The organism is Streptomyces changanensis, from assembly GCF_024600715.1.
Taxonomy (GTDB): Bacteria; Actinomycetota; Actinomycetes; order Streptomycetales; family Streptomycetaceae; genus Streptomyces; species Streptomyces changanensis.
The window spans coordinates 6,063,459-6,086,784 of record NZ_CP102332.1 but is presented as its reverse complement, the minus strand read 5'-3'; the positions used below and the strand labels follow the sequence as shown (position 1 = coordinate 6,086,784).

The following is a 23,326-nucleotide window of genomic DNA, read 5'->3' as shown; positions in this document are numbered from 1 at the left end:
GCCATCCGTTATGTGCGGGGCGAACACTGATCCTGCGGGGGTGTCCTCGCCGCAGCCATATCGGGTCGCGCGGGGCCTCTGCCGCACCGTGTGGCTGGGCAGTTCCCTGGGCGGGGGCGCGGGCCGGCCAGGCCACCCAGGTGCCGGCCGTCTACGCCGAACAACGCGGCGCCGACCACTACGGCATAACCGCCTTGCACGGCCCCGTCACCGCGTGGTTCCGCTTCCACCTCATGCGTGACGAGCAGGCGCGTGGCCTGTACTTCGGCCCCGACTGCACCTACTGCTCGTCCTCGTTCTGGTCGGTCTTCGAGCGCAACCCCCGTGCCAAGGCCGTCCCCGCACCCTGACCCCCCACCACCTGGCGGAGAGTCCGACACCGCCGCAGCCTGGCTGACCAGGTGCCGCGGCGCCTCTGCGGACCGGACCGCTCGACACTCCCGGACACCGGAAGGGTCGGGCACGGGCTGAACGACAGCCCTCACCGGCGTCCCGACCCGGATCCCGGGTCGGGACGCACCGTGACGTGTCGAAGGTGCGGGAGGAGCACCCGGGGGGACGGGGCGAACCGACCGGCCCTCGCGCCCGATCTGCCGGCGGCGCCCGGCGACCGGCCACTCATCCTCGCCACTGGTCCCCGGGCGACGTCTTCCTGTGCCATCCGTTCCTGGTGCGCGCGCCGCGACCACACCCTGGGTCACCGCCACGCTGTGTGGCCCCGCCGGCTCCTGTCGCCCCGAGGGAAACGGCCCCGCCGGCCCCGACGTGCAAGATCACCGCCGCCGGTGCCGCCCTTTCGGCCCAGCTCGGCGTGCTGCGCGCGCACGGTCCCTGCCGAGCCGGATCGTGATGGCCCGCCGACGCGGTGAAGGCAAGGTCTCCCACCGGTCGCCAGCCAGCCCCGAAACGATCAAAGGGCCGTTTCAGATCGCTCTGAAACGGCCCCTGACCTGCGACTCTTTCGAGTCGGGACGACAGGATTTGAACCTGCGACCCCTTGACCCCCAGTCAAGTGCGCTACCAAGCTGCGCCACGTCCCGGTGCGCTCGGTCCGACTCCCGCCGGGTGAGCACGCAAGAGAACATTACCCCACTCCGCCGACGGCTCGGACAGGGCCCGGCCGGACACGGGGGCCGCTCCTCACCGCGCCGCTCGCGAGCCTTGTACCGGACAGGGCCCGGCCGCGCGCGGGGGCCGCGGCACGCCACCGAGGGGGCCGTCGGCGGTGGACGGGTGTGGGACGGGCCGCCGGGGTGACAATGGGCGGATGGAGAGGGCTCGGAGGGACCGCGACGACGAGGGGCGCGCCCGCAGCGCCCGGCCCCGGGACGGCCTGGGGAGGCCGCTGCCGTACGGGGCGCCGGGAGTGGAGCGGCAGCCGGAGGGTGTGGTGCGCGCCCCGGAGGACAGCCTGCGGGAGGCCCAGCGGCTGCTGGACGCGGGCATGCCGTTCCACGCGCACGAGGTGCTGGAGGACGCGTGGAAGACGTGCGGCGACGAGGGCCGCGGGCCGGAACGTGAGCTGTGGCGCGGCTTGGCGCAGCTCGCGGTGGGTCTGACGCACGCCGCGCGGGGCAACACCGTCGGGGGCGTGCGGCTGCTGCTGCGCGGCGCGGACCGTATCGCCCCGTACGGGACCGGCGGGCGGGGGCCGCACGGTGTCGACACGGCCGGTCTGGCGCGGTGGGCCCGCGGGCTCGCGGAGCGGCTGACCGAGGGCGCCGGGGCGGAGGGAGGAGCGGTCACCGTCGACCCGGTCACCGAGGCACCACGGTTGACGGCGCACTGACTCGCCCCGGCCCGCGGCGCGCTGTCACCCCGCGCGGCGTGCGCCTCGGAGGCTGCCGCGCCGAGGACGGCGCCGCCCCCTGCCGTCGTGTGACCGTCACCGCGGCGTCGCCCGGCCCACGCGCCGCCTGACAGCCGCCGCCCGTGACACGTCAAGCCACCCGCCACCGCCACCCGCCACCACGGGCCGCGTCGGCACGCGCGGCGGACCCGGCGCGAGGGCGGGGCGGGGGCCCGACGGCGAGCGGGGCCGGGGGCCCGTGAGTGCGGTCACTCCGCGCCGAGCAGGTCCCGTAGGACGGAGGCATGGCTGCGCTCCGGTTCCCTGGCCGCGGTGAGGAGGGTGAGGGGGGCCCTGCCGTGCGAGCGCGCGGACCCGGTCCAGGGCCTCGGCGGGGTCCGGCTCGGCGAGCTCCGCCTCGTACCGGTGCCGGAACTCCCGGAACACCTCGTCGGGCGGGCCGTCGGCGGCGTGGAACCAGCGCCGCAGCTCCGTGGACGGGGTGAGGGACTTGGGCCACTCGTCGACGTGGGCGTCCGCTGTGGCCAGTCCGCGCGGCCAGAGCCGGTCGACCAGCACGCGCACGCCGTCATCGGGGTCCGGCGGCTCGTACACGCGGCGCAGGTGGACTCGGGGAGCGGTGCGCGTCATGCCTCCAGCCTGTCGTGATGGCCCGGTCCACGGCAACGCGCGGGCGTCTGCACGGACGAGTCAGCCGCCTCCCCCCTCCTCCCCCGGTCGTCCCCGGTCGCCCGGTCCACCCCGGTCGCCGTGCCGCCCTGCCCGCCCCGGTCGGCGGCACGTCCGCCGGAGGAGTTCCGCGCGTACCGGTGGTCCCAACCCCACCGGTACGCGCGGCCCCCGGCCGCGCCCCTGTCACCGAGGGCGCGGCACGCCCGGGCGGACGCCGCGGCGCACCACCGCCTCCGGCGCCACGCGGGGAGCGGGGGCCGGTGCGGTGGTGGTCGTGGCACGCCGGGGGCGCATTCGCCGGGCCGGCCCGGCGCAGGCGGTCACCCACGCGCCTGGGCCGGGGCACGGCCCGCGCCCCCTTCCGTCCGGTCCCGGGGCACCCACCGGCTGGGCCCCCGGGGGCAAGGCCCCCGCCACCCGGGGGCCGTCACCCGCCGGGGCGGGCGCGGGTCGGGGACCGGGCCCCGACACGCCTCCCGCCCCGGCTTGGTTCCCCGGTGCGGTGCGGTGGTGCGGCGCCGCCCCTGGCCGTCCGCACCACTGTCGCACCGGGGCGCCTCATGGACCCCCGCTCCCGGGCACCTCGGGGGGCCCCGGCTCCGGGCCGTCGTCTCACGGGGCCCGCCGGTGCCTCACGGCCCCGTCCCGGCACCTGACCGGCACTGGCCGGCCCCGGCCCGGGGCCGGGCCCACGGGCCCGCCGCCCGTGCGGAGCCACCGCTCGGCCCGTCCCACTCCCCCAGGCGTGACGTTTCTGCAGCCCTCCCGGCCGAGCCTCAGAGGCGCTGCCACAGGGCGGGCACGTTCGGCGGCTCCCAGCCCGCCTGGGCCTGGTGGGCCTGGAGGCAGCGGTACTTCGCGCCGCCGTACGTGACCTGGTCGCCGGCCGCGTAGACGGCCCCCTTGGCCCACGTGCCGCCCGGCTCCGGCTCCCCCGGGCCCGGCTCCTCCGGGTCCGGCTCACCGGGGCCCGTGGAGGTGGTGAGCGTCAGCCCGTACGTCTGCAGGATCGGGTTGACCGGCTGGTAGAAGGTGGTGCCGCCGGAGGTGCAGTTGCCCGAGCCGCCCGAGGTGACGCCCTGGGCCTGGCTGCCGGAGATGTACGAGCCGCCCGAGTCGCCGGGCTCGGCGCACACCGTGGTCCGGGTGACGCCGCTGACGGTGCCCTCGGGGTAGGTGACGCTCGTGTTGTGCTGCTGGATCGTGCCGCAGTGCCAGCCGGTGGTGGAGCCCGACCGGCAGATCGACGCGCCGACGACGGCCTGCGTGGAGCCGGTGACCTGCACGTTCTGGCCGGCCTGGCCCTTGACGTAGGGGGTCGAGAGCCAGTTCGTGTTGGTGGCCACCCAGGCCATGTCACGGCTGGGGAAGGTCGACGCCTGGAAGCTGCCCTGCGCGACCTGGTTGTAGCCGGTGGTGGCGGTGCCCGCCCGGCCGCAGTGGCCGGCCGTCGCGAAGCCGTGCTGGGTCCCCTTGGTGATGGCGAAGCCGACGGAGCAGCGCCCGCCGCCCATGTGGAACGCGTCGCCGCCGCGGATGTCGTACAGGGGCCGGGGCCGCTCGGCGGACGCCTCCACCCGGATGAGGGACCGGTCGACGCCGGACGCCTTGATGACCGCCTCGGCGGCGTCCCGCTTGACGGCCCGCACGGTGACCAGGTTGGTGCGGGGGTCCACGTACCAGACCGGCATGTCGAGGGTGCTGTTGCCCGTCGCGGCCCGGTCCAGGGCGGTCTTCGCGGCGTCCAGCTCGGCGAGGGTGTGCCGGACGACCTGCGCCTGCGCCCCCGCCTCGCGGATCACGGCGGCGTCGGCCCGGTCGGTGGTGGCCACGGTGAGGGTCGCGGACTCGGCGCCGCTGACCCACGCGCCCGCGTACCGGGTGCCGAGCGCGCCGCCGAGGCGGCCGGCGAGGGCACCGGCCTCGGCCTCGTTGACCAGGCGCCGCTGCGCCTGGGCCGCGGTCAGGCCGAGGTCGCGCTGCATCGCGGCGACCACGTCGGGGGACGGCTTGTCGGCGCCCATGCTCGCGGCCGCGGAGGGGGCGGTCGGCGGGGCGGGCTCGGCGGCCGCCACGCCCGGGAGGCCGGTGAGGACGAGCGCGCCGACGGCGGTGAGGGCGGCGGTACACGCGGCTCTGGCGTGTCTGTGGAGCATCAGGTGTTCTCCTCGGAATCGGTGGGGGTCCCGAAACCGTAGGTGTTGCCGAAAGCCCCTCAGAAGATGTCGTTTTTCCCTCTGTTCGGCGTTATGGAAGACGCCGAAGCCCGCCAGGCGGCGTAACTCCGGCTGCGCTCCGCCGCCGCGGCGTGGGCCGCGCGCGCCTGCGCGAGGACGGCGGGCGCCGCGTGCGCGGCGGGCGCGGCGGGGTGCCAGCCGATGAGGTGCCGCCAGACGAGCGGCGTGCCGGTGAGCGGCCGGGTGACCAGCCCCGTGGTGTCGGGGAAGGTGGCCCGGCAGAGGCCCACGGCCCGGGACCTGCACCAGGTGGACACAGGAGGCGGTCTCCGTCTCGTACACCCGGGTGGGGGTGAAGCCGGCGCGGGCGCAGGCGGCGTGGAAGCAGTCCGCGAAGCAGCCGTCGCCGGGTACGTCGGCCCAGGCGGCGCCGGCGAGGTCGGCGAGGTCGACCCGGTCGTGGGTGGCGAGCGGGTGCCCGGTCGGGAGCATCACGAAGACGGGGTCCGTGGCGATCTCCCGCCAGGCCAGGCGGTCGCTCTCGGGCGGGGCGCTGGTGCCGCAGGTGCCGATGAGGGCGTAGTCGAGGCGGCCGTCGGCGGTGCAGGCGGCGATCTCGCGCTCGGACCAGGAGGTGTGGGTGGTGACGGCGGCGCCCGGGTGCGCGGCGGCGAGCCGGTCGACCAGGGCGCCGAGAAGGGGGCCGTGCGTACCGCCCAGCCGGAAGCGGGCCTCGCCGGGGCCCCCGGCGGCGGCCCGGGCGAACCGCACGGCGTCCCGCTGGAGGTCGCTGACGGCGGGCAGGACGACCCTGGCCCGCTCCAGGACGAGCTCGCCGAGGGGCGTGGCCCGCACGCCGTGCCGGCCCCGTTCGAACAGCGCCCCTCCCAGCGTGCGTTCGATCCGTTTCAGCTGGGCGCTCAGGGCGGGCTGGGCGAGCCCGAGGGCGGTCGCGGCCTTGGTGAGACTGCCGGCGTCGGCGATCGCCCGGACCGTCTTCAGGTGCCGCAGCTCCAGGTCCATGAGGCGAGCTTCCCGGCAGCGCCCGGACGGGGCAAGACTCTGGTCCGGACCTTTCGCCCGGGGGCCCGGGAAGCGACCTGCGGGGCGGGAGATCACCGCGTGGGAGAGCCCCCACTGACGCCCGACTGAAGGGCCCCGGAACGGGTCCGGGGAAGCGCCGCGGAATCCGTGGCAGGGGGTCTGTCGAGAGGGGGTCGCCCACGAGATATCTTGATGTCGAGCAATGTTACAGACGTGGAGCGGAGCACCCGGTGACTGACTCGACCATCATCTACACCCACACTGACGAGGCCCCGGCCCTGGCGACGTACTCGTTCCTGCCCGTGGTCCAGGCGTACGCCTCGACGGCCGGCGTCAGCGTCGAGACCCGCGACATCTCGCTGGCGGGGCGCATCATCGCCTCCTTCCCGGAGCACCTCCAGGAGGGGCAGCGCATCGAGGACGCCCTGGCCGAGCTCGGTGAGCTCGCCAAGACGCCCGGCGCGAACATCATCAAGCTGCCGAACATCTCGGCGTCGATCCCCCAGCTGAAGGCCGCCGTCGCGGAGCTCCAGGAGCAGGGCTACGCGCTGCCCGACTACCCGGACGACCCGAAGACGGACGAGGAGCGCGAGATCCGCGCCCGCTACGACAAGATCAAGGGCAGCGCCGTCAACCCGGTGCTGCGCGAGGGCAACTCCGACCGCCGCGCCCCCACATCGGTGAAGAACTACGCCAAGGCGCACCCGCACCGCATGGGCGCCTGGACGGCCGACTCCAAGACGAACGTCGCGACGATGGGCGCCGACGACTTCCGCTCGACCGAGAAGTCCGCCGTGATCGCCGAGGACGGCACCCTCCGCATCGAGCTGGCCGGCCAGGACGGCACGACCACCGTGCTGCGCGAGTCCGTACCGGTCCTCGCGGGCGAGGTCGTCGACGCCTCCGTCATGCGCGCCGCGGCGCTCCGCGAGTTCCTCACGGCGCAGGTCGCCCGCGCCAAGGCGGAGGGCGTCCTGTTCTCCGTGCACCTGAAGGCCACGATGATGAAGGTCTCCGACCCGATCGTCTTCGGCCACGTGGTCCGCGCCTTCTTCCCGAAGACCTTCGAGGCGTACGGCGACGTCCTCGCCGGCGCCGGCCTGAGCCCGAACGACGGTCTCGGCAGCATCCTCAAGGGCCTCGACGCCCTCCCGCAGGGCGACGAGATCAAGGCGTCGTTCGACGCGGAGCTGGCCGAGGGCCCGGCCCTCGCCATGGTCGACTCGGACCGCGGCATCACCAACCTCCACGTCCCGAGCGACGTCATCGTCGACGCCTCCATGCCGGCCATGATCCGCACGTCCGGCCACATGTGGGGCCCGGACGGGCAGGAGGCCGACACCCTCGCCGTCCTCCCGGACAGCAGCTACTCCGGCGTCTACCAGGCCGTCATCGAGGACTGCCGCGCGAACGGCGCCTTCGACCCGTCGACGATGGGCTCCGTCCCGAACGTCGGCCTCATGGCGCAGAAGGCCGAGGAGTACGGCAGCCACGACAAGACCTTCGAGATCGCCGCCGAGGGCACGGTCCGCGTGGTCGACGGTGCCGGGCAGGTCGTGCTGGAGCAGGCCGTGAGCCGCGGTGACATCTTCCGCATGTGCCAGACGAAGGACGCGCCGATCCGGGACTGGGTGAAGCTCGCCGTCACGCGCGCCCGCGCCACCGGCGACCCGGCCGTGTTCTGGCTGGACGAGACCCGCGCCCACGACGCGCAGCTCATCGAGAAGGTCCGCGCGTACCTGCCGGAGCACGACACCGAGGGCCTGCAGATCGAGATCATGGCGCCGGTCGAGGCCACTCGCTTCTCCCTGGAGCGCCTGCGCCGCGGCGAGAACACCATCTCGGTCACCGGCAACGTCCTGCGCGACTACCTGACCGACCTGTTCCCGATCCTGGAGCTCGGCACGAGCGCCAAGATGCTGTCGGTCGTCCCGCTGATGAACGGCGGCGGCCTCTTCGAGACGGGCGCCGGCGGCTCCGCCCCGAAGCACGTCCAGCAGCTCGTCAAGGAGAACTACCTGCGCTGGGACAGCCTCGGCGAGTTCCTCGCCCTGGCCGTCAGCTTCGAGCACCTCGCGCAGGTCACGGGCAACGCCCGCGCCCAGGTCCTGGCCGACACGCTGGACCGCGCGACGGCGACGTTCCTCAACGAGGACAAGTCGCCGACCCGCCGCGTCGGCGGCATCGACAACCGTGGCAGCCACTTCTACCTGGCCCTGTACTGGGCGCAGGAGCTGGCGCGGCAGACCGACGACGCGCAGCTCGCGGAGGCGTTCGCGCCGCTGGCGAAGTCCCTCACCGAGCAGGAGGGCACCATCGTCGAGGAGCTGATCGCGGCGCAGGGCCGGCCGGCCGACATCGGCGGCTACTTCCGGCCCGACCCGGAGAAGGCCGCGACGGTCATGCGCCCGTCGCAGACCTTCAACGAGGCGCTGGCCACCCTGGCCTGACCCCGCCCAGCCCCGCCCGGAGGCCGTGCCGCACCACGCGGCACGGCCTCCGCCGCACCCCCCGGCCCGCCCACCGCCCGGCCCCGTCACGTCGCCATCCCGCGGCGGACACCGGCGCCCCGCGCGCCCCCGCCGCCCCTCCCGTCCGCACAGGGCGCCGAGGCGCCGGCCCGACGCCCCTGGGCGCCGTCGGGACACCCCGCGCGCCGGAGAGCGGGTGTCGGCCCTTCGACCGACACCCGGTACGCGCCCACCACCCTGCGAGGGCACGGGTCGATGCACCGCGCGCCCTCCGCCGCACGCTCCGTACCGGGGTGCCCGGCTCGGCCGCGGTACGCGCGTCCGCCATTCGGTCCCGGTTCGACGAACCCCGCTCGACGAACCCCGCTACCAGCCGGCGCGACCAGCGAGGGGGCGCCCCGTCCTCGGCCGATCGACGGGAACGAGCGCGGACGACGACACCACCCCCTCCCCCGCCCGCGGAGATCACCATCAGCGGGCAACAAGGCCGTGCATCCGGCTCCCGCAGCCCCCTCCCGGCGGATGTGCCGGCGGATTCAACGAGAGACCTGCAACCCACCCCGATGTCGGCGTCCGCGCTGGCCAAGGTCCTGCCCGTGAGCCGGCAGGCGATCGTCAAGCACCTGGAGGTGCTGCGCGAGGTCGGGTTGGTCGAGTCCGAGCGGCGCGGACGCCAGGTCGTCCACCTCGCCGTCGGCGCACGGCTCGGCGCGCTGGCCCGGGAACTCGACCCGGCCGCTCCTGGGAGACCCGCCTGCTGCGCGTCAAGCAACTGTCCGAGCACCCCGACCCCGACCCCGACCCCGAGGCGGCCGGCGGAGCGACGAGAGGACGAGGTCATGACTGAACGGGAGAACAGGACGGCCGACCGCGCGCCGACGTTGCCGGCGGTGTCCGACCGGGCCGCCTTCCAGGCTGAACTGGACGCGTTGCGGGTGCGGGAGAAGGCGCACACCCGGGAAGGCGACGCGATCGCCACGGCCCGACGGCAGCTGCCCATGGGCGAGGTGGCCGCCGACCTCGAACTGACCGGGCCGGACGGACCGGTCACCCTCCTCGAAGCGTTCGAGGGGCGCCGACAACTCATCGCCTACTACCTCATGTGGCGCCACGGCCACCCCGCGGCGGAGCAGTGGGAAGGCTGCACGTGGGTCACCACCCAGGTCGAGGAGCTGTCCTCCTCCACTCGCAGGACATCACCTAGTCATGGGCTGGGACGTCCCGTGGTACTCGGCGGTCCCCTCGTTGGACGCGCTCCTGGTCGGCCGCCACGTCGGCATGATTCACCTCGTGTGCCACCTACGGGACGGGACGGCGACCGCGTCTTCGAGACCTACTGGACGACCCTGCGCGGCGTGGAGGCCATGAACTACAGCTACGCGCTCATGGACCTCACCGTGTACGGACGTCAGGAGCTGTGGGAGGCCTCGCCCTCCGGCTGGCCCCGCGTCCAGGGAACTCCCGCCGATCACATCCGCCTGCGGAGCGACGGACACCCCATCCCCCAGTGGTCACGACTCGGGACCGGCCGCTCCGACGACCCCACCCCCGGCCCCTGACGCCCGAGCTCATCAAGGATGACGGCTCGTCAGCGACCCGCGTCAGACGATACGATCACCGACGCCCAGGACTCCGACCGCCTCGACCGTCGGCAACGGCTCGACGTCAGCGGTGGACGGGAGCCTCAGCCACCCCGGGTCGCGTGTCCCGATGAGCACGAACGGTGATCATGGAAGAGTCCCGTCTCGAACGTCTCGGCTGCCTCGCCGTGTGTGCCGGCGCCGGCGGCCTCGCGCTCGGCCTGGAGCAGGCCGGCTTCGACCCCGTGATGCTCCTGGACAACCGCGACGTCGCCTGCGAGACGCTGCGCGCGAACCGTCCCGAGTGGAAGGTCCTCGAAGCCGACCTGCTGGACTTCGACCCGGTGGACCATCAGGCGACCTATGACGTGGACCTCCTGGCCGCCGGTCTCCCCCGGGTCAAGGCGAACGCGGCCGTCGCTCGTGAGAACAGTGCGGAGGAAATCCGCGTCCTCGAAGCGACGATCATGCTTATGCACGGTGTGCAGCCACGGGCCCTGCTCATCGAGAACGTCCCCGACCTGGTCTCCAGGCCGGCGTACGAGCCGATCCGCGCCTACGTCGCCACCGAGCTCGAACACCTCGGATACCGGCACCGCTGGTTCGTGCTCAATGCCATGGACCACGGCGTGCCTCAGGACCGAAAGCAGGGGATCCTGGTGGCTTTCAAGGGCGACGCCATCGAGGACTTCACGACCCCGGTGCCCGCGGCCGAGCGCCCGCTCACCGTGGGTGAGGCGCTGGGTGCCTCCATGGGGGCGCGCGGCTGGCCCCACGCGGCCGATTGGGCCGCACAAGCCGACCGGGTCGCCCCGACGTTGGTGGGCGGCTCCTGGAACCGTGGCGGAGCCGACTTGGGACCGACGGGGTCGAAGCGTTCCTGGGCCCGCATGCGCGTGAACGGCGGGACCGTCGCCGACGCGCCCCCGGGGCCCGACTTCCCGTGGGACCTCTCGCTCGGCGTCAAGGGCATGGTGGCGCTGACCGTCGAGCAGGCGGCACGACTCCAGGGGTTTCCGGATGACTGGCGGTTCGCCGGCCGGAAGACGGCGCGTTACCGCCAGGCTGCCCATGCGTCACCGCCTCCGGTGGGCAGGGCACTCGGGCTCGCGATCCGGGCCGCTCTGGCACGCTGAGCGTCGATGCCCGCCCCGCCGGGCCGACGCCCGCGCCGCCCGACCGACCGGGGAGGGTGGCAGGCCGTTGCCCGCCTGCCACCCCTACGTCACCTCCCGGTGTTCACCGGGTGAGCAGGTGGGAGAAGAAGCCGATCGACGGGTCCTCCGGGGTGCCGACGAGGAGGGCACGGTCGAGGAGCCCGTTGTTGTGCTCGCAGCTGGTCTCCGGGAGCATCACGCAGGCGTGGCAGGCGGCCAGGTTGGTGCCGCCCGCACCGGACGTCTCGGTCTCGATGCACAGCGGGTCGGCAGAGCACCACTCGGCGCGGTGGACGGCCGAGCGCACGGCTTGGGCGAGGCGGTCGGTCTCGCCCTGGGCCACCAGGCCGCCGAGGCTCCCGGCGGAGTCACTGGTCGCCGTGTAGATCAACACGCCGGCCATCTCGTCACCCGCGTAGATCCGCTCGCGGAGCGAGGCGGCCGGATAACCGGAGTCCAGGCTCCACTCGTTGATCATGACGTGGGCGAGGGTGTGCAGCAGGGCCATGCGAGGGGTGGCGGGAGAGGGAGGTACCCGGGCCGGGTCGGAGGCCCGCTCGGCGAGGACCCGCTGGTGTCGGTGGCGGATGCGTTCCACGCGGGCGGCGACGGCGGGCAGCTCGGCCCAGGCGTCGATCCTCTCCTCGTCGAGCCGGAGGAAGACGCCTTCCCCATGGACCTCCATGGCGGGCAGCCAGCCGGTGGGAGCGAGGGACAGCTCCGCCTCGTGCCCCTCGGAGGAGGTCTCGGGGTCGATGACCCGTGTGAATGCCTTCAACGCGCGGACCTCGCGCAGCTTCTTCACCAACATCGGGGGGAGGAGGCCCAGGCCAGCCGGCAGTATTCCGTCGCCGCTCGGCGGCTCGCAGACGAACTGCTCGGTGTGGTGGCCGGAGTCCTCCGGGTTGCCCGTGCACAGCCGCTCGTACTCCAGGTCGCGCAGGGCCCGGTAGCGCTGCTCCTGGTCGAGGTCCGGGCCGTCCTCTCCGGTGGGGTCCTCGGCCTCCATCGCGGCGAGCAGTTCCCTGACCTGCTCGGGACTCACCGGTGACGGGGCCCCGTCGAAGATGTACTTCAGGTGGATCTCGATCTCGGCGAGGGTGGAGCAAGTGCGGAGCTTGTCCCAGTGCCGGTCCAGGGCGTGCACCCGTGTGTCGCTCCACGGCGGGATGGACAGCGCCGAGCGGAGCACCGGCTGCCACACCGAGGAAGAACCGCGCTGGAGGGTGCGGGGAGGCTGCGAGCAGAGAAGCTGGGGGGCGTCCTTCAGCCAGGGCCGCCTGCCCTCGCACCGGATGTTCAGGTCCTTGAGGGCGCCGCGCCGGAAGGACCCCTCCATGGATACTTCCGGCACACCGCAGGAGCAGGACAGGACCACCGATCGGAGCGAGGAGGTCCGTCCCGAGGAGCGCAGGCTCATCCGGCCGCCGCAGAACCCGGCTTCGCCGTCGCCACGTCGCCCCCGGTGCAGCCACTTCCAGTACGGGAAGTCGGCGATGTGCCCGTCCTCGCACGCCACGACGAAACGGGACGGCACCAGCGCCTCGGAGCACTCGGCGCACTCGTTCCGTCCGGGCGGCGAGTTGAACTTCCTCACGTGGTCGAGAGCGTGGCAGCCGGGGCAGTGGTGCCACAGGGGGAAGCGGCGTACGCGGATGCCGTCGCGGCTGTCGTCCCCGGAGGCGGGCGGGAGGCGGAACCGGTTCACGCCCAGTACACGGGCGAGGCGCGGCTCGTGGATCACCGGGGCCTCGTCGCGGCGCCACTGCCCGTCGGCGTCGTCGATGCCCGAGACGATGAACGACTCCTGCTCCACGGCGATCAGCGCGCCCACCCCGTATGTGGTGATGGCCTGGGCTCGGCGGACGGCGCCACGGCGGGGCAGGCTGCGGGCCGGTGCGGCGGAGCCGTCGGTGCCGCGCCGGCGGCGGGGCGGGGGCGGGGTCATCGGGATGCCTCCATGAACAGGGCGGACTCGGCGTCGACGTCGCGGAGGGACCACAGGGTCTCCCACGCTTCGACGTCCTCCATGGCGTCGTTGTAGGGCTTGAGCAGCGAGGGGACGCGGCGTCCGCGCTTCGGCTCGTAGTACAGGCCTCCGTGCGCCTCGGCCTCCTCATACCACCAGTCGACGAACTCGTCGAAGGCGGCGGCCACCCGAGACACCTCCTTCACCGCGGTCGCCTCGGGGGAGACGTTGCGCACCCGTTCGAGGATTCGCGGGCGGATCTCCGCCCTCAGCTCGTCCAGGAAGAGGTCGATGTTCCCCGCGGCCTCGTCGGCACGGGCGGCGGGGATCAGGATGCGGGCCAGGGCGACGATCACCGCGTGCAGGCCGCGGTCACGCGCGCGGGCCGAGAAAGGGGTGACCGAGGTGGACTCGACCTCGCGGTAGAGGGCGGAATGGAAGTGCTGGAAATTCTCGTAGTGGGAACGATCCCGGGAGCGGCCGGCGTTGAGCATCACCGCGACCAGGCCGGGGTGGGCACGGCCCACGCGGCTGGTGGCCTGGATGTATTCGGCGGTGGTCTGCGGCTGCCCCATGACGGCCATCAGGCCGAGCCGGTCGACGTCCACACCCACAGCGATCATGTTGGTGGCCAGGAGCACGTCCACCACGTCACCGCTCGGCAGCCGCCGCTCGATCTGCTTCAGGCGGGCGGGGATGTCGCTGGCGTCGACCCGGCTGGTCAGCTCGGAACAGCTTCCCACCGAGCGGGGCTCGCAGGCGTCACGGTCGGCCAGGTACTCCAGGTGGGCCACGACGTCGTCGTGGACCTGCAGTTCGGCCGCGGACAGCAGACGCAGACTGTTGAAGTAGCCGACGAGTGTCCAGTACGCGTCGCGGACCTCCTGCGTGGTGTCGGCGCGCATCGCCTGGTGGAGCAGAGTGGCGTAAGCGCGGACCAGCAGGGTGGACTGGCTGGTGCCGGGGGCGAGCAGGCCCACGTACCGGCGGGACGCCTTGTCGCGGGCCGGTGTCTCCACGGCGAACCAGGAGTCGCGGGAGTCCAGTCCGGCGGGCGGGAACTGCCGTACGTCACGGGAGAACAGGGCCTTGCCCTGATCGGCGGCGCGACGGATGGTCGCCGTCGAGGCGATCACCTTCGGGCGGTCGGCGAGCACGTCCACGGCCGTCTCGTACAGGCCGGTCAGGGTGCCCAGCGGGCCGGAGATCAGGTGCAGCTCGTCCTGCACGATCAGCTCCGGCGGCGGGGTGGAACCCTGCCGGTCGCGGTTGAAGAGTGCGGCGGTCTGCGGGCGCCATGGCATCGAGGCGAACTTGTCGACAGTGGCGATGACGAGCGTGGGCCGGGCACGGTACACGGTCTCGTCGACCAGGTGGACGGGCAGTCCGTCGGTGAACGCGCAGTCCTTGCCCGGGCAGCGCACGTCCATCCGGACGGCTTCCTCGTCGACCGCGTAGTGGTGGGCGTCGAGGGCGGTCCCGCACCAGGGGCAGGCATGGAGCTGGACCGGGTTCTCCTTCTGGAGCACCTTGCCGGCACGGGCCGCGCGGAGCTGCCGCGCGGTGACCTCCAGGGTGTTCGGGGTGGCGGAACGGCCCACCCACATACCGAGGGAGATCTCCTCGTGACCCAGTTCGGCGGGGTTCTCACGCCGCATCCGCTCCATGGCACAGATGAGGATCGCCGCGCGTTCGAACTGCTGGAGCGTGAGCAGGCGCAGCGTGTAGCGCATCAGGACGGTGACACCGCCGCCCGCCGCCCCGAGCCGCATCCGGCGCAGGAAGGTGGTCAGCGCGATCAGACCCAGGTACGCCTCGGTCTTGCCGCCGCCGGTGGGGAACCACAGCAGGTCCGACAGGTCCCGGTCAGGGTGCTCGGGGTCGTCCACCCCGGCCAGGCACAACAACACGAAGGCGATCTGGAAGGGGCGCCAGCGCGCCGCGGGAAGGTCCGGCTCGCCGACCCGGCCGCCCTTCACCCAGGCGCTCCGCGCGCGCTGGGTCGCCATTGCCCGGTTGGCCAGGCGGAAGGCCCGCATCAGGTCGGGCTTGTCGCGCAGCAGCGCGATTCCCCCGCGGATCCGCTCCAGGGCCTCGCCGCAGGATTCGACCTGGACGTTCGCGGCCTTCTCGTGCGGAGTGCCGGCGAGCGCGGCCGCCTCGACCCGTTTCCGGTCGATCCACCGTTCGTATCCCGCGGCCAGGCCCTCCAGGGCGCTGATCACCTCGGTGTCGGCCGCCGTGGCGAGGCCCAACATGGTGAGGGCGCGATCGTCGATCTCCGGGTTGGAGTCGGTGAGCAGCACCTCGTGCGTGGGCACGAACTCGGTGCGCACCTCCGTCACGCCCGCGCGTACCACTTCGGTGAGTCCGATCGGGGGCGGTGTCCAGTCCCACACCGCGGCGCAGCCGTGGCCGGTGGCGAAGGTGGGGGCGTGCCGGTGGAGCAGCCGGCCGGCCTCCAGCTCGGCGTCCACGGCGGACAGGCCGGTGGGACGCTCCACGAACGCGCTCGAACCATTGGCGGCCCGGACCGTCAGACCGGTCTGGAAGAGGGCGAAGGCATCTTGGAGTTCCCGCTCACCCACCTTCTGGATGTTGACCAGGGTGACCGTGACGGTGACCGTTCCCCTCTCGGGTGACGGGCGGCGCACGTGCACGTCCAGTCGGGCCGCGCCGTCGACGAGATCACGTGAGGCACCCCGCCCCGGGTACGTCACGTCGATCGTGGTGTCCGGCAGGTCCAGTTCCACCCGACGCCAGCGTTCCCGCTGGTCGGAGGTGGTACGGGCTTCGCTGCGGCGGGCGGGGACCCTGCGGCCCTCGGCGTCCTCCGGCTCGTACACGGCGGCGCGCGCCGACACCACGATCTCCCGGCACTCGGTGAGGTCGACGGCGAAGGTCAGACCGACCGTGGACGGGCGCCGGTCACCGGCGTTGGGACGCTCCCCGGCCGCCGCGGATTCCTCGGGGTCGTCCCTCCCGTTCACCGGCTCCTCGTCCAGGCCCTCCTCCTCGGCGGCGTCCTCACGGAGACGGAGGTCGGCCTCGGCATCGGCCGGGCGGGGGAAGAGCACACCCATGGGGTAGCGCGTGATCGGGGCGTCCTGGTCCAGCACCTCGGCGCGGTCCTCGGCGGAGGCGTCGACGTCGGGGCCCAGCAGCTCCCGGCGGAGCCGGGCCACCAGGTCCTCGCGGACCTCGTAGTGCGCTGCGTGCCGTCCTGCGTGGATGGTCATTCCTGCTCCTCCTCGGTTCCGGCGGACCGCCGGAACCGTCCGATTCCACTGATGCGGGGGGCGATCCACACCCCACGGTCACCCAGGCCCGCGTTGACCCCGGCGGCGGTGCTGCCCGCGACCGTTTCCAGGCAGTCGAGCCGCAGACCGGAGATCTCCTCCGGCCACTGGATCTCCCAGTCCGTGCCGACCTTCAGGACGGAGTACAGATCGCTCCTGAAGCGGTCGGAGGCGTCACCGATTTCCCGTCCCCCGTGCACCAGCGCGTAGCGAGGGCTCTGCTCGGGGCCCAGGGGGAGGGTGTCGCGCAGCCGGAACGTCACCGCGTCACCGGGCCGTACCCGCTCCAGCAGGTACGCCTGTGTGCCCGGGGCGTCGTCCGGGGCACCGGCCGGTTCCAGGGCGCAGACGTCGCCGGCCCGCACCTCGACGCCGTCGCGCCGCCACCTGTGCCGCACGTTCGGGACGCCTCGGTACCAGCGGCCGGTGGGCCGGTGCTTGAGCAGCGTCACGGTGTCGGGCGCGGCGACGCGGTACAAGTCCTCCCTGGCCCTGGTCATCGCCACGTAGAGGGCGCGCGTCTCGCCGGGCACGTCGAGTCCGGCGTTGCGGCGGCGCAGCTCGGCCATGGTCGGCGGGGTGAGCAGTACGACCCGGTCGAACTCCAGGCCCTTGGCCCGGTGCACCGTGGACACGGCCAGTCGGGCCGGCTGTGGGTCGGCCAGCTCGTCGGGGAAGCGCCGCTCCACCACCAGCCGGCGCAGCCGCGTCACGTCGAGCGTCCCCGGACCGCTGCCGCGCGCCGCCACCCGCAGGGCTCGCCACACCCGGTCGGCGTCGGTGCCTTCGGGCGACGGCATGCCGGCGAGCAGGTCGCGCAGCCGCTCCTCGGTGAGCGTGGTGGCCTGGGTACGGCGCAGCAGCTCGGCGACCCAGTACGGGACCGGCCGGTCCTGGAGCGAGCGCCGCAGGGCGTGCGGCACCCCGTGGGTGTGCAGCAGCTCGGAGACGAGGAGGGCCTGCCGGTTGTCGCGGGTGAGGATGGCGCAGGTGCCGGGGAACGACCGCAGGGAGTCCAGGGTGAACGAGTCGGTGAGCGAGCCCAGGCCGGGAACGTCGAGCAGCAGCTCGCGCAGCTCCCCGTGGAGTCGCTCGGCCGCGGCGTCCGCGCCCTCGCGCGCACTGCCGATGCCCTGCACGGCGGGGCCGAGCGGCAGCGCGGTGCGGGCTTCGGGGGTGACGGCCCGGAAGTTCCGCGTCAGGCGCAGCTCGACGAGGTCGTCGGCGTAGGAGGTGCGTACCCAGCGGAGGAAGAGGTCGGCGCGGTCGGCGTATTCGTCCGGGTCCTTGATCTGGAAGTCGTAGATGGCCTGGGCGGAGTCGCCGACCAGGGTGAATCCGCAGGAGTCCTGGAGCCGGTCGAGCAGCGACTCCACCATCTCGCGACGCGCCCCCACCAGATCCTGTACCTCGTCGACGATGACGTGGGCGGGCGGGCCGGACTCCAGGTTCTTCAACGCGCCCTTCTCGATCGCTTCGGTCGCCACCCGGATGCGGTCGTCGAAGGAGTGCACCGACCAGTCGGCATCGGGGTACGCCTGCACCAGCAGGGAGTAGGCCCACGAGTCGAAGGTCTGTACGCGGACCCTCCGGGCGTGTTCGCCGTGCCGGACGATCCGGTCCCGCAGCTCGCGGACGGCGGCCCGGGAGAAGCTGAGCACCAGCAGTTCGCCTGCCTCCAGGGCTTCGTCCGGGTCGGTGTGGCCGACGAGCGCGTCCATGCGGCGTACCAGCGTGTGGGTCTTGCCCGTGCCCGCCCCGGCCGTGACCAGCAGGCGAGTGTCCCATGACTGGTCCACGACGGCCTGCTGCTCGGGCGTGAGGAGGGGTCCGTCCTCGGGCAGGAGGGTCACTTCGTGCTCCACAGGTGCTCGAACTTGGTGAAGGCGAGGGCGGTGTCGAAGTTCCGGACGTTGTCGCGGACGTCGAGGATCAGGCACGTGTCCTTGCCGCCGTTGCGTGGGCCGCGCAGACCGCGTCCGATCATCTGCTGGTACACGTTGGGGCTGTACACGGGCCGGGCGACGACGACCGCGCGGGTGGCGGGGGCGTCGAAGCCCTGGGTGAGGACGCCGTAGTTGGTGAGCACCCGCACCCGGCCGTCGCGGAAGTCGCGGACACGGGCGCGCCGGTCGCTGTCGGAGGTGGTGGAGTCCACGGAGGAGGCGGAGATGCCGTGGTCCTTCAGCCGGGCGGCCAGGTACTTGGCGTGCTCCACCGACGTGGCGAACACGAGCACGGGCCAGTCGTCGGGCATGGACGCGATCTCGGCGACGATGCGGCGGCTGCGGTCGTGGTCGTCGGCCAGCCGCTGTTCGGCGGCCTTGGACAGCAGACTGAATTGTTCGGCGCTCTCCCGCTCCTGGCGGGACAGCTCGATGGTGCCGCCCGTCAGCTCGCGGTGCTCGACCTGCGCCAGCACACCCAGTTCCTGGAGGTGCCCGTAGGCGTCGTCCGAGGGGAAGACGCCCTCGTCCAGCCGACGCCCGCCGAACCGGTTGACCAGGCGGTGGGTCTCCTCCTCGTTGTGGCCGCGGAACGGGGTGGCGGTGAGCCCGAGCAGGTGCCGCTCGGTCCGGTGCTGGGTGAGACCGAGCAGTCCCAGGACGTCGGTGTAGCGGGGGCTGGTCGCCACGTGCGCCTCGTCCACCACGACCAGGGCGGCGTCCCGCAGCCAGGCGTACCGGTCGGTGTCCAGGCACACGTGGAGTTTGGCGTCCGTCGCGACGACGAGTTGCGGCCCGTCGGTCACGGGTGCCGCCTCGTTCGACGTCCAGAGCCTGTTGATCGTCAGCCGGGTCCGCGCACCGGCCTTGCTCCACACGAATTGCCAGCTCTGCACGGCCTGTTCGCACAGTTCCTCGGTCTGGGCGATCCACAGGATGGGGCCCTTCAGGTCGCCGGCCTGCTTGACCCAGCGGATGACGGCCTCAGCGGTGACACGGGTCTTGCCGGCGCCGGTGGGCAGCGACAGCATGGCGCGCTGCGGGGCCAGCCGGTCGAGCATCTCGAAGATGTTGAGGGCGAGTCGTTCCTGGTAGTCGTGGAGGCGTGGGAAGTCGCGGGGGCCCTCCACCGTCACACTCTGCTCGAGGGTCGGGGCCCGGTAGCCGGCGAAGGGGGCGGGCAGCCCGAGGTCGGCCACGAAGGACACCGCCGCAGAACCTCCGGTGTAGGAAGACGGAGCGCCCGGGAAGCGCTCCTGAATGTCGCGGGCGTGGGTCTTCAGCACGGTGTCGCCGTGCGCGTTGAACGCCATCTGGGCGATCCGACGCCCGGTGGGTGCCTGCCCGTCCAGCTCTTGGCGCTCGGCTTCCATCAGTCCGGCGGGAAGCCGGTCGCGCAGGGCCTCCGCGCCGATCAGCAGCTCCAGCTTGGCCGTCACGTCCTCGGCCTCGCGGATCGCCTTGAGCGCGGACCGCACCTTCTCGTCCTGCTCCTGGCGGATCTGGGCGTCCAGTACCGCGCGACACCCCGCCTCGCCCATCCGCAGGCCCAGCTCACGGTCCACGGCCCGGAGCATGTCGAGCCGGTCCAACGAGTCCAGCACCTTGATCACGTTGCCCTGGCGGGCGCTCTCCAGGGATTTCGCCCGGGCGCCGCGCGGGGTGCGGACGACTTCTTCCAGTGTGGAGCAGCGCAGCAGGGAGTACGTAGCGACGGAGGTTCCCATCCTCTGGCGGAGTGTGGGGAAGTCCTCGGACAAGGGCACCGCTTCCACGGTCGACTCGTGCCGGGTCTCTCGGCTGACGACGTCGTCGTGGCGCAGCATGCCCCACTGCTCGACCATGAGGTCGGCGGAACTCTGGTCCGGCATCAGCAGTGCCGGCACCCGCTCGGCCCGCAGCGAGCGGTATTCCTCCGGGTTCGCGGCGACGGCGATCTCACCGTCCTCCCGGGTGTCCCAGGCGTCACCGACCCGGCAGCGGGTCAGGGAGTCCTCGGGGAAGTCGATTCCCAAGCGCGTCAACAGGGCGTAGGTGGAGCCGACGAAGACGTCGTCCTCGCTCGCCTGGAGCTTCTCCAGGAGCTGCTCCCACTGCTGGGACCGGACCTTCTCGACGCTGTCCGCGAGTCCCAGTTTGCGGGCCTTCTCGATGCTGACGGAGGCCACCGGGAGGACGTCGCGGTAGGCGTCGAGTTGTGGGCCCACGGCCTCCTTGAGGGGCTTGAGACCCTGCGAGGTGGCGACCCGTCCGTACCGCGTCAGCATCCACCGGATAGGGGACTGGGCGGTCCTGCGCGTGCCGGTCTGCGCGCCGATCTGCAGGGTCCAGTTCTCGATCAGCGCATCGTCGGGGAGCGCCCGGAGAAAGGCGGCGCGGGCCTCGTCCGACAACCGGGGCAGCAGGTGCAGGGGTCCGCCGACGGGAGCACCCTCGAGCCTGGTCCGGGCGAGGGACGGCCGGCCGGCGCGGTCGTCGAGCGTGCGGCAGTACGCCTTGTGCACGGCCTCGCGGTACTCCTCGAACCAGGGCTCCGCCCCGGGCCTGTGGCCCGAGGTGGGGCGGTCGCGCAACCCCGACTCGCGGAGGAAGCCCACGTCGTCGGAGTGGAAGCGCACGTCCACCGCGACGCCGGGGTCGCTCTGCGCGGTGACGACGACACCGGGCAGCATGCAATCGCGCATGGTGCGGAAACGACCGTCCGCCGTGCGCACCTTCAGGGTGTCCATCGGCGCCTTCACCCTCTTGGTCACCTCATGGCCGACCACGGACGCACCCGCCCGGTGGAACAGCTCCCAGAACCGGTTCCACTCCTGCGGGCCGTACGCGTCGAAACCCTCGTCGAGGACGCTCACGAAGCGCCCCCGTACGTCGGCTTCCTGGATGCCGAGGGTGGTGAGGGCGGAGGAGAGCGACGGATCGTCGGACAGGGCCCGGTCCACGTAGACCAGCGATTCCCGCAGGCCGTCCTCCTCGGCACGCCGGTACACCACACCACCGCCCACCGGGGCGACCAGGCCGTGTTCCTCGGTGAGCACGATCCTCGCCCCACGGGCCTCGGTGGCGCAGGGGGCGTTCGACTCGATCATGTCGGCGACGATCCGGATCGCGGCGTCCGATGCCTTCGCGGACCCGTCGGAGACCAGCGCCTCCAGCCACTCGACGACTGAGGCCCGCTGCCGGCCCGCGGCGCCCAGGATGTGCTGGATCTTGCCCGATCGCAGGTCCGTCGCCTCGACCGAGGGGTGCACCCAGTCGCGTGGTCGTCCGGCGTACGCGTGCCAGGTCCGCAGCCAGCGGTTCTGCGAGGTGGTGTCGCGGCCCAGATCGGGATGGATGTTGAGTGCGTCGGGGGTGCGCAGGATCCCGTCCTGGTCCGGCAGCGACGGGCGCACCGCGGTGGCGGCCCAGATCTGCTCGGTGAGCAGCCGGTCGGCCCAGCTGATGACCTCGACGCCCTTGGTGCGGCCGGGCAGCAACGGGAGATAGGCGCCGGGATCCTCGGCGGGGGCCAGTTCGGGCAGCGACTCGACCACCAGGCGGGCCGCGACCTGGATCATCTCGACGTTGAACGGCGAGGAGTCCAGCAAGTTCTGCCGGTCCTCGTTGGTCTTCCAGGCACCGTTCAGGACGCCGCTGAGAGTCATTTCGTACTTGGTCGGGAAGAAAGACCAGAACCTGCCGCGGCCACGGGCATCGGCGGCGCTGAGCAGACCGGTCCGCTCGTCCGGGCGGTAGGCCGGAACGGCCCAGGCCACGTCGATGGACACCCTGTCGTGCAGCTCGCCGGCATCGCGGCGGGCGGTCTCGGTCGGCTCGTGCGTGTACGTGAAGACCCGCCACTGCGAGGTGGCAGGCGGCTTTCCGACGCGCTCCTCGTGGATCGTGCGCAGGGTGCCGTCCTGGGCGGCGTGGAGGGCCCGGCGGGCGATCGGGCGGGGCCGGCGGTCCTCCAGGACCACCTGGCCCACGTGCGGGGAGAACAGGTGGAAGCCGGACGGGAACTCCTCACGGGACTCGTGACTGGCCGTTCCCTGGTGCCCGTGCATGTCCTTGCCCAGCCGGTCGGCGGCGCCGGGCAGCAGGGGCAGGCGGACCACGGTGGTGGCCCACTGTGACAGCTCGTCCAGCACCGGGTCCCGGAGGCGCTCGGCCGCCGTGTCCAGCTCGCGGGCCATGCGCAGCACGGGCGCGTCGAATTCGTCACCGTGGCGCTCGCGTACGCCGGGCACGTTCCGGATCAACTCGTACGACCACGCCCGGTCGAAGCCGAAACTGCCGCTGCGGCTGAAGAACTCGGGAGCGTCGGTCACCACCAGGACCGACTTGACCCCCACGCCGAACCGGCCGATCTGACCGCCGCGCTTGCGGGACATGCTCATGCGCAGGATGGTCTCCGCGCCCTCGGCGGTCACCGGATTTCCCTGGTTGGCGCAGTACAGGTGGGTGTCGGTGAGCACGACGTGGATCCGCCCGCCGGGTTCTTCGCGGATCTCGTCGGCGGCGTTCTGGACCAGCTCGAAGAGCTGACGGTCGCCGTACCCGCCCTGGGTGATACGGCGCTCTCCGTTGGCGTGCTCGGGGATCAGGCCCGGGTCGATGCGGTAGGTCTCCAGGACGCGGAGGGACTGCTCGACGACGGTGCGGATCACGGGGGACTGCGGGTCGGCCACGAATGGATTCCACTTCGGGACGGTGGGGCGGGAGGGACGGGCGGACGGTGCTGTCTTCGGACGAGGTGCACGGTGCACGTGATGGTGATGACGCTCCGGCAAGCCGGTCGGGTTCCGGATCGGGCGGTCAAGGTGCCAGCCTCCACTCGGAGCCGATGGATCGTCAAAATGGCGCGTGCTTACGGCCGTTACGCGATCGGCCGCTCAACCTGGCGAAGTCGCGCAGGTGGCCGCACTGCGGCTCTTGCAAGAACACCGAGGTACCTGCGCTTTCACTGTGCGGAATGACGCGAGGGAGAGGTGCGAGGTGGTGCAGGGGCGGGAACGGAGCGCCTGCAGGCTCGCGAGGGCTCCGGAAAGAGACGGGAAAAGCGCACAACTGTGCCCCGGCAAAAGGCAGTTGTTGTTGCGTCGGGTGCAGCCGAGGTGGCACTCAACCACGAGCCACGGCCGGGACGCAAGAGACGTTCCACCGCCGATCCCGTTCACACCCAGGCGGACAGTTCAGGACAATTACCCGCGACCTGA

9 protein-coding genes, 1 tRNA gene and 3 pseudogenes are annotated in these 23,326 nt (G+C 72.7%); 5 read left to right on the top strand and 8 right to left on the bottom strand.

Annotated elements, in window-relative coordinates:
- Nucleotides 1-140: 140 nt before the first annotated feature.
- Nucleotides 141-350: a hypothetical protein gene (locus NRO40_RS26625; protein WP_058941206.1), complete on the top strand. Its 210-nt coding sequence runs from the start codon at nt 141-143 to the stop codon at nt 348-350.
- Nucleotides 351-966: 616 nt separating this feature from the next.
- Here the strand turns inward: NRO40_RS26625 and NRO40_RS26620 are convergent.
- Nucleotides 967-1,040: transfer RNA gene (locus tag NRO40_RS26620), tRNA-Pro, on the bottom strand.
- Between the two features lie 227 nt (nt 1,041-1,267).
- Between NRO40_RS26620 and NRO40_RS26615 the strand changes: the two genes are divergently transcribed.
- Complete coding sequence (locus tag NRO40_RS26615) at nt 1,268-1,789, top strand: DUF309 domain-containing protein (protein WP_058941207.1); 522 nt, start codon at nt 1,268-1,270, stop codon at nt 1,787-1,789.
- A gap of 269 nt (nt 1,790-2,058) precedes the next feature.
- Here NRO40_RS26615 and NRO40_RS26610 read toward each other — a convergent pair.
- The 3 genes and pseudogenes from NRO40_RS26610 to NRO40_RS26600 all read right to left on the bottom strand — a co-directional run.
- A pseudogene (locus tag NRO40_RS26610) lies at nt 2,059-2,440 on the bottom strand (DUF488 domain-containing protein).
- 818 nt (nt 2,441-3,258) lie between these two features.
- Entirely contained in the window at nt 3,259-4,638 is a 1,380-nt protein-coding gene (locus tag NRO40_RS26605) for a carbohydrate-binding protein (RefSeq protein ID WP_058941217.1), read from the bottom strand.
- Nucleotides 4,639-4,905: 267 nt separating this feature from the next.
- A pseudogene (locus NRO40_RS26600) lies at nt 4,906-5,682 on the bottom strand (LysR family transcriptional regulator); the annotation flags it as partial.
- 251 nt (nt 5,683-5,933) lie between these two features.
- Between NRO40_RS26600 and NRO40_RS26595 the strand changes: the two are divergent.
- The 3 genes and pseudogenes from NRO40_RS26595 to NRO40_RS26585 all read left to right on the top strand — a co-directional run bounded on the left by NRO40_RS26595 (nt 5,934) and on the right by NRO40_RS26585 (nt 10,890).
- Nucleotides 5,934-8,153, top strand: a complete 2,220-nt coding sequence (locus NRO40_RS26595; RefSeq protein ID WP_058941208.1) for an NADP-dependent isocitrate dehydrogenase — start codon at nt 5,934-5,936, stop codon at nt 8,151-8,153.
- An 860-nt stretch (nt 8,154-9,013) separates the two neighbouring features.
- A pseudogene (locus tag NRO40_RS26590) lies at nt 9,014-9,733 on the top strand (DUF899 family protein).
- A 170-nt stretch (nt 9,734-9,903) separates the two neighbouring features.
- Nucleotides 9,904-10,890: a DNA cytosine methyltransferase gene (locus NRO40_RS26585; RefSeq protein WP_058945160.1), complete on the top strand. Its 987-nt coding sequence runs from the start codon at nt 9,904-9,906 to the stop codon at nt 10,888-10,890.
- A 103-nt stretch (nt 10,891-10,993) separates the two neighbouring features.
- Here the strand turns inward: NRO40_RS26585 and drmB are convergent, their stop codons facing one another.
- From drmB to NRO40_RS26565, 4 genes are read right to left on the bottom strand one after another with little or no spacing between them, the layout of a single operon-like run.
- Nucleotides 10,994-12,859 carry a DUF1998 domain-containing protein gene (gene drmB, locus NRO40_RS26580; RefSeq protein WP_058945156.1) on the bottom strand — a complete coding sequence of 622 codons (1,866 nt, stop codon included), beginning with the start codon at nt 12,857-12,859 and terminating at the stop codon, nt 10,994-10,996.
- Complete coding sequence (locus tag NRO40_RS26575) at nt 12,856-16,119, bottom strand: helicase-related protein (protein WP_058945157.1); 3,264 nt, start codon at nt 16,117-16,119, stop codon at nt 12,856-12,858. Before NRO40_RS26575 ends, drmB begins: the two co-directional genes overlap by 4 nt.
- Nucleotides 16,116-18,044, bottom strand: coding sequence for a UvrD-helicase domain-containing protein (locus tag NRO40_RS26570; RefSeq protein WP_058945158.1), 1,929 nt, complete (start codon nt 18,042-18,044; stop codon nt 16,116-16,118). Before NRO40_RS26570 ends, NRO40_RS26575 begins: the two co-directional genes overlap by 4 nt.
- Nucleotides 18,029-22,798 (bottom strand): sacsin N-terminal ATP-binding-like domain-containing protein, encoded by a 4,770-nt coding sequence (locus NRO40_RS26565; protein ID WP_058945159.1) that lies wholly within the window; start codon nt 22,796-22,798, stop codon nt 18,029-18,031. The genes NRO40_RS26570 and NRO40_RS26565 overlap by 16 nt, the downstream gene beginning before the upstream one ends.
- Nucleotides 22,799-23,326 lie beyond the last annotated feature (528 nt).

Excerpts from the sequence above, each read along its gene's own strand:
- NRO40_RS26615 (WP_058941207.1), top strand. The coding sequence starts at position 1,268 with ATGGAGAGGGCTCGGAGGGACCGCGACGACGAGGGGCGCGCCCGCAGC.
- NRO40_RS26605 (WP_058941217.1), bottom strand. The coding sequence starts at position 4,638 with ATGCTCCACAGACACGCCAGAGCCGCGTGTACCGCCGCCCTCACCGCC.
- NRO40_RS26585 (WP_058945160.1), top strand. The coding sequence starts at position 9,904 with ATGGAAGAGTCCCGTCTCGAACGTCTCGGCTGCCTCGCCGTGTGTGCC.
- drmB (WP_058945156.1), bottom strand. The coding sequence starts at position 12,859 with ATGACCCCGCCCCCGCCCCGCCGCCGGCGCGGCACCGACGGCTCCGCC.
- NRO40_RS26575 (WP_058945157.1), bottom strand. The coding sequence starts at position 16,119 with ATGACCATCCACGCAGGACGGCACGCAGCGCACTACGAGGTCCGCGAG.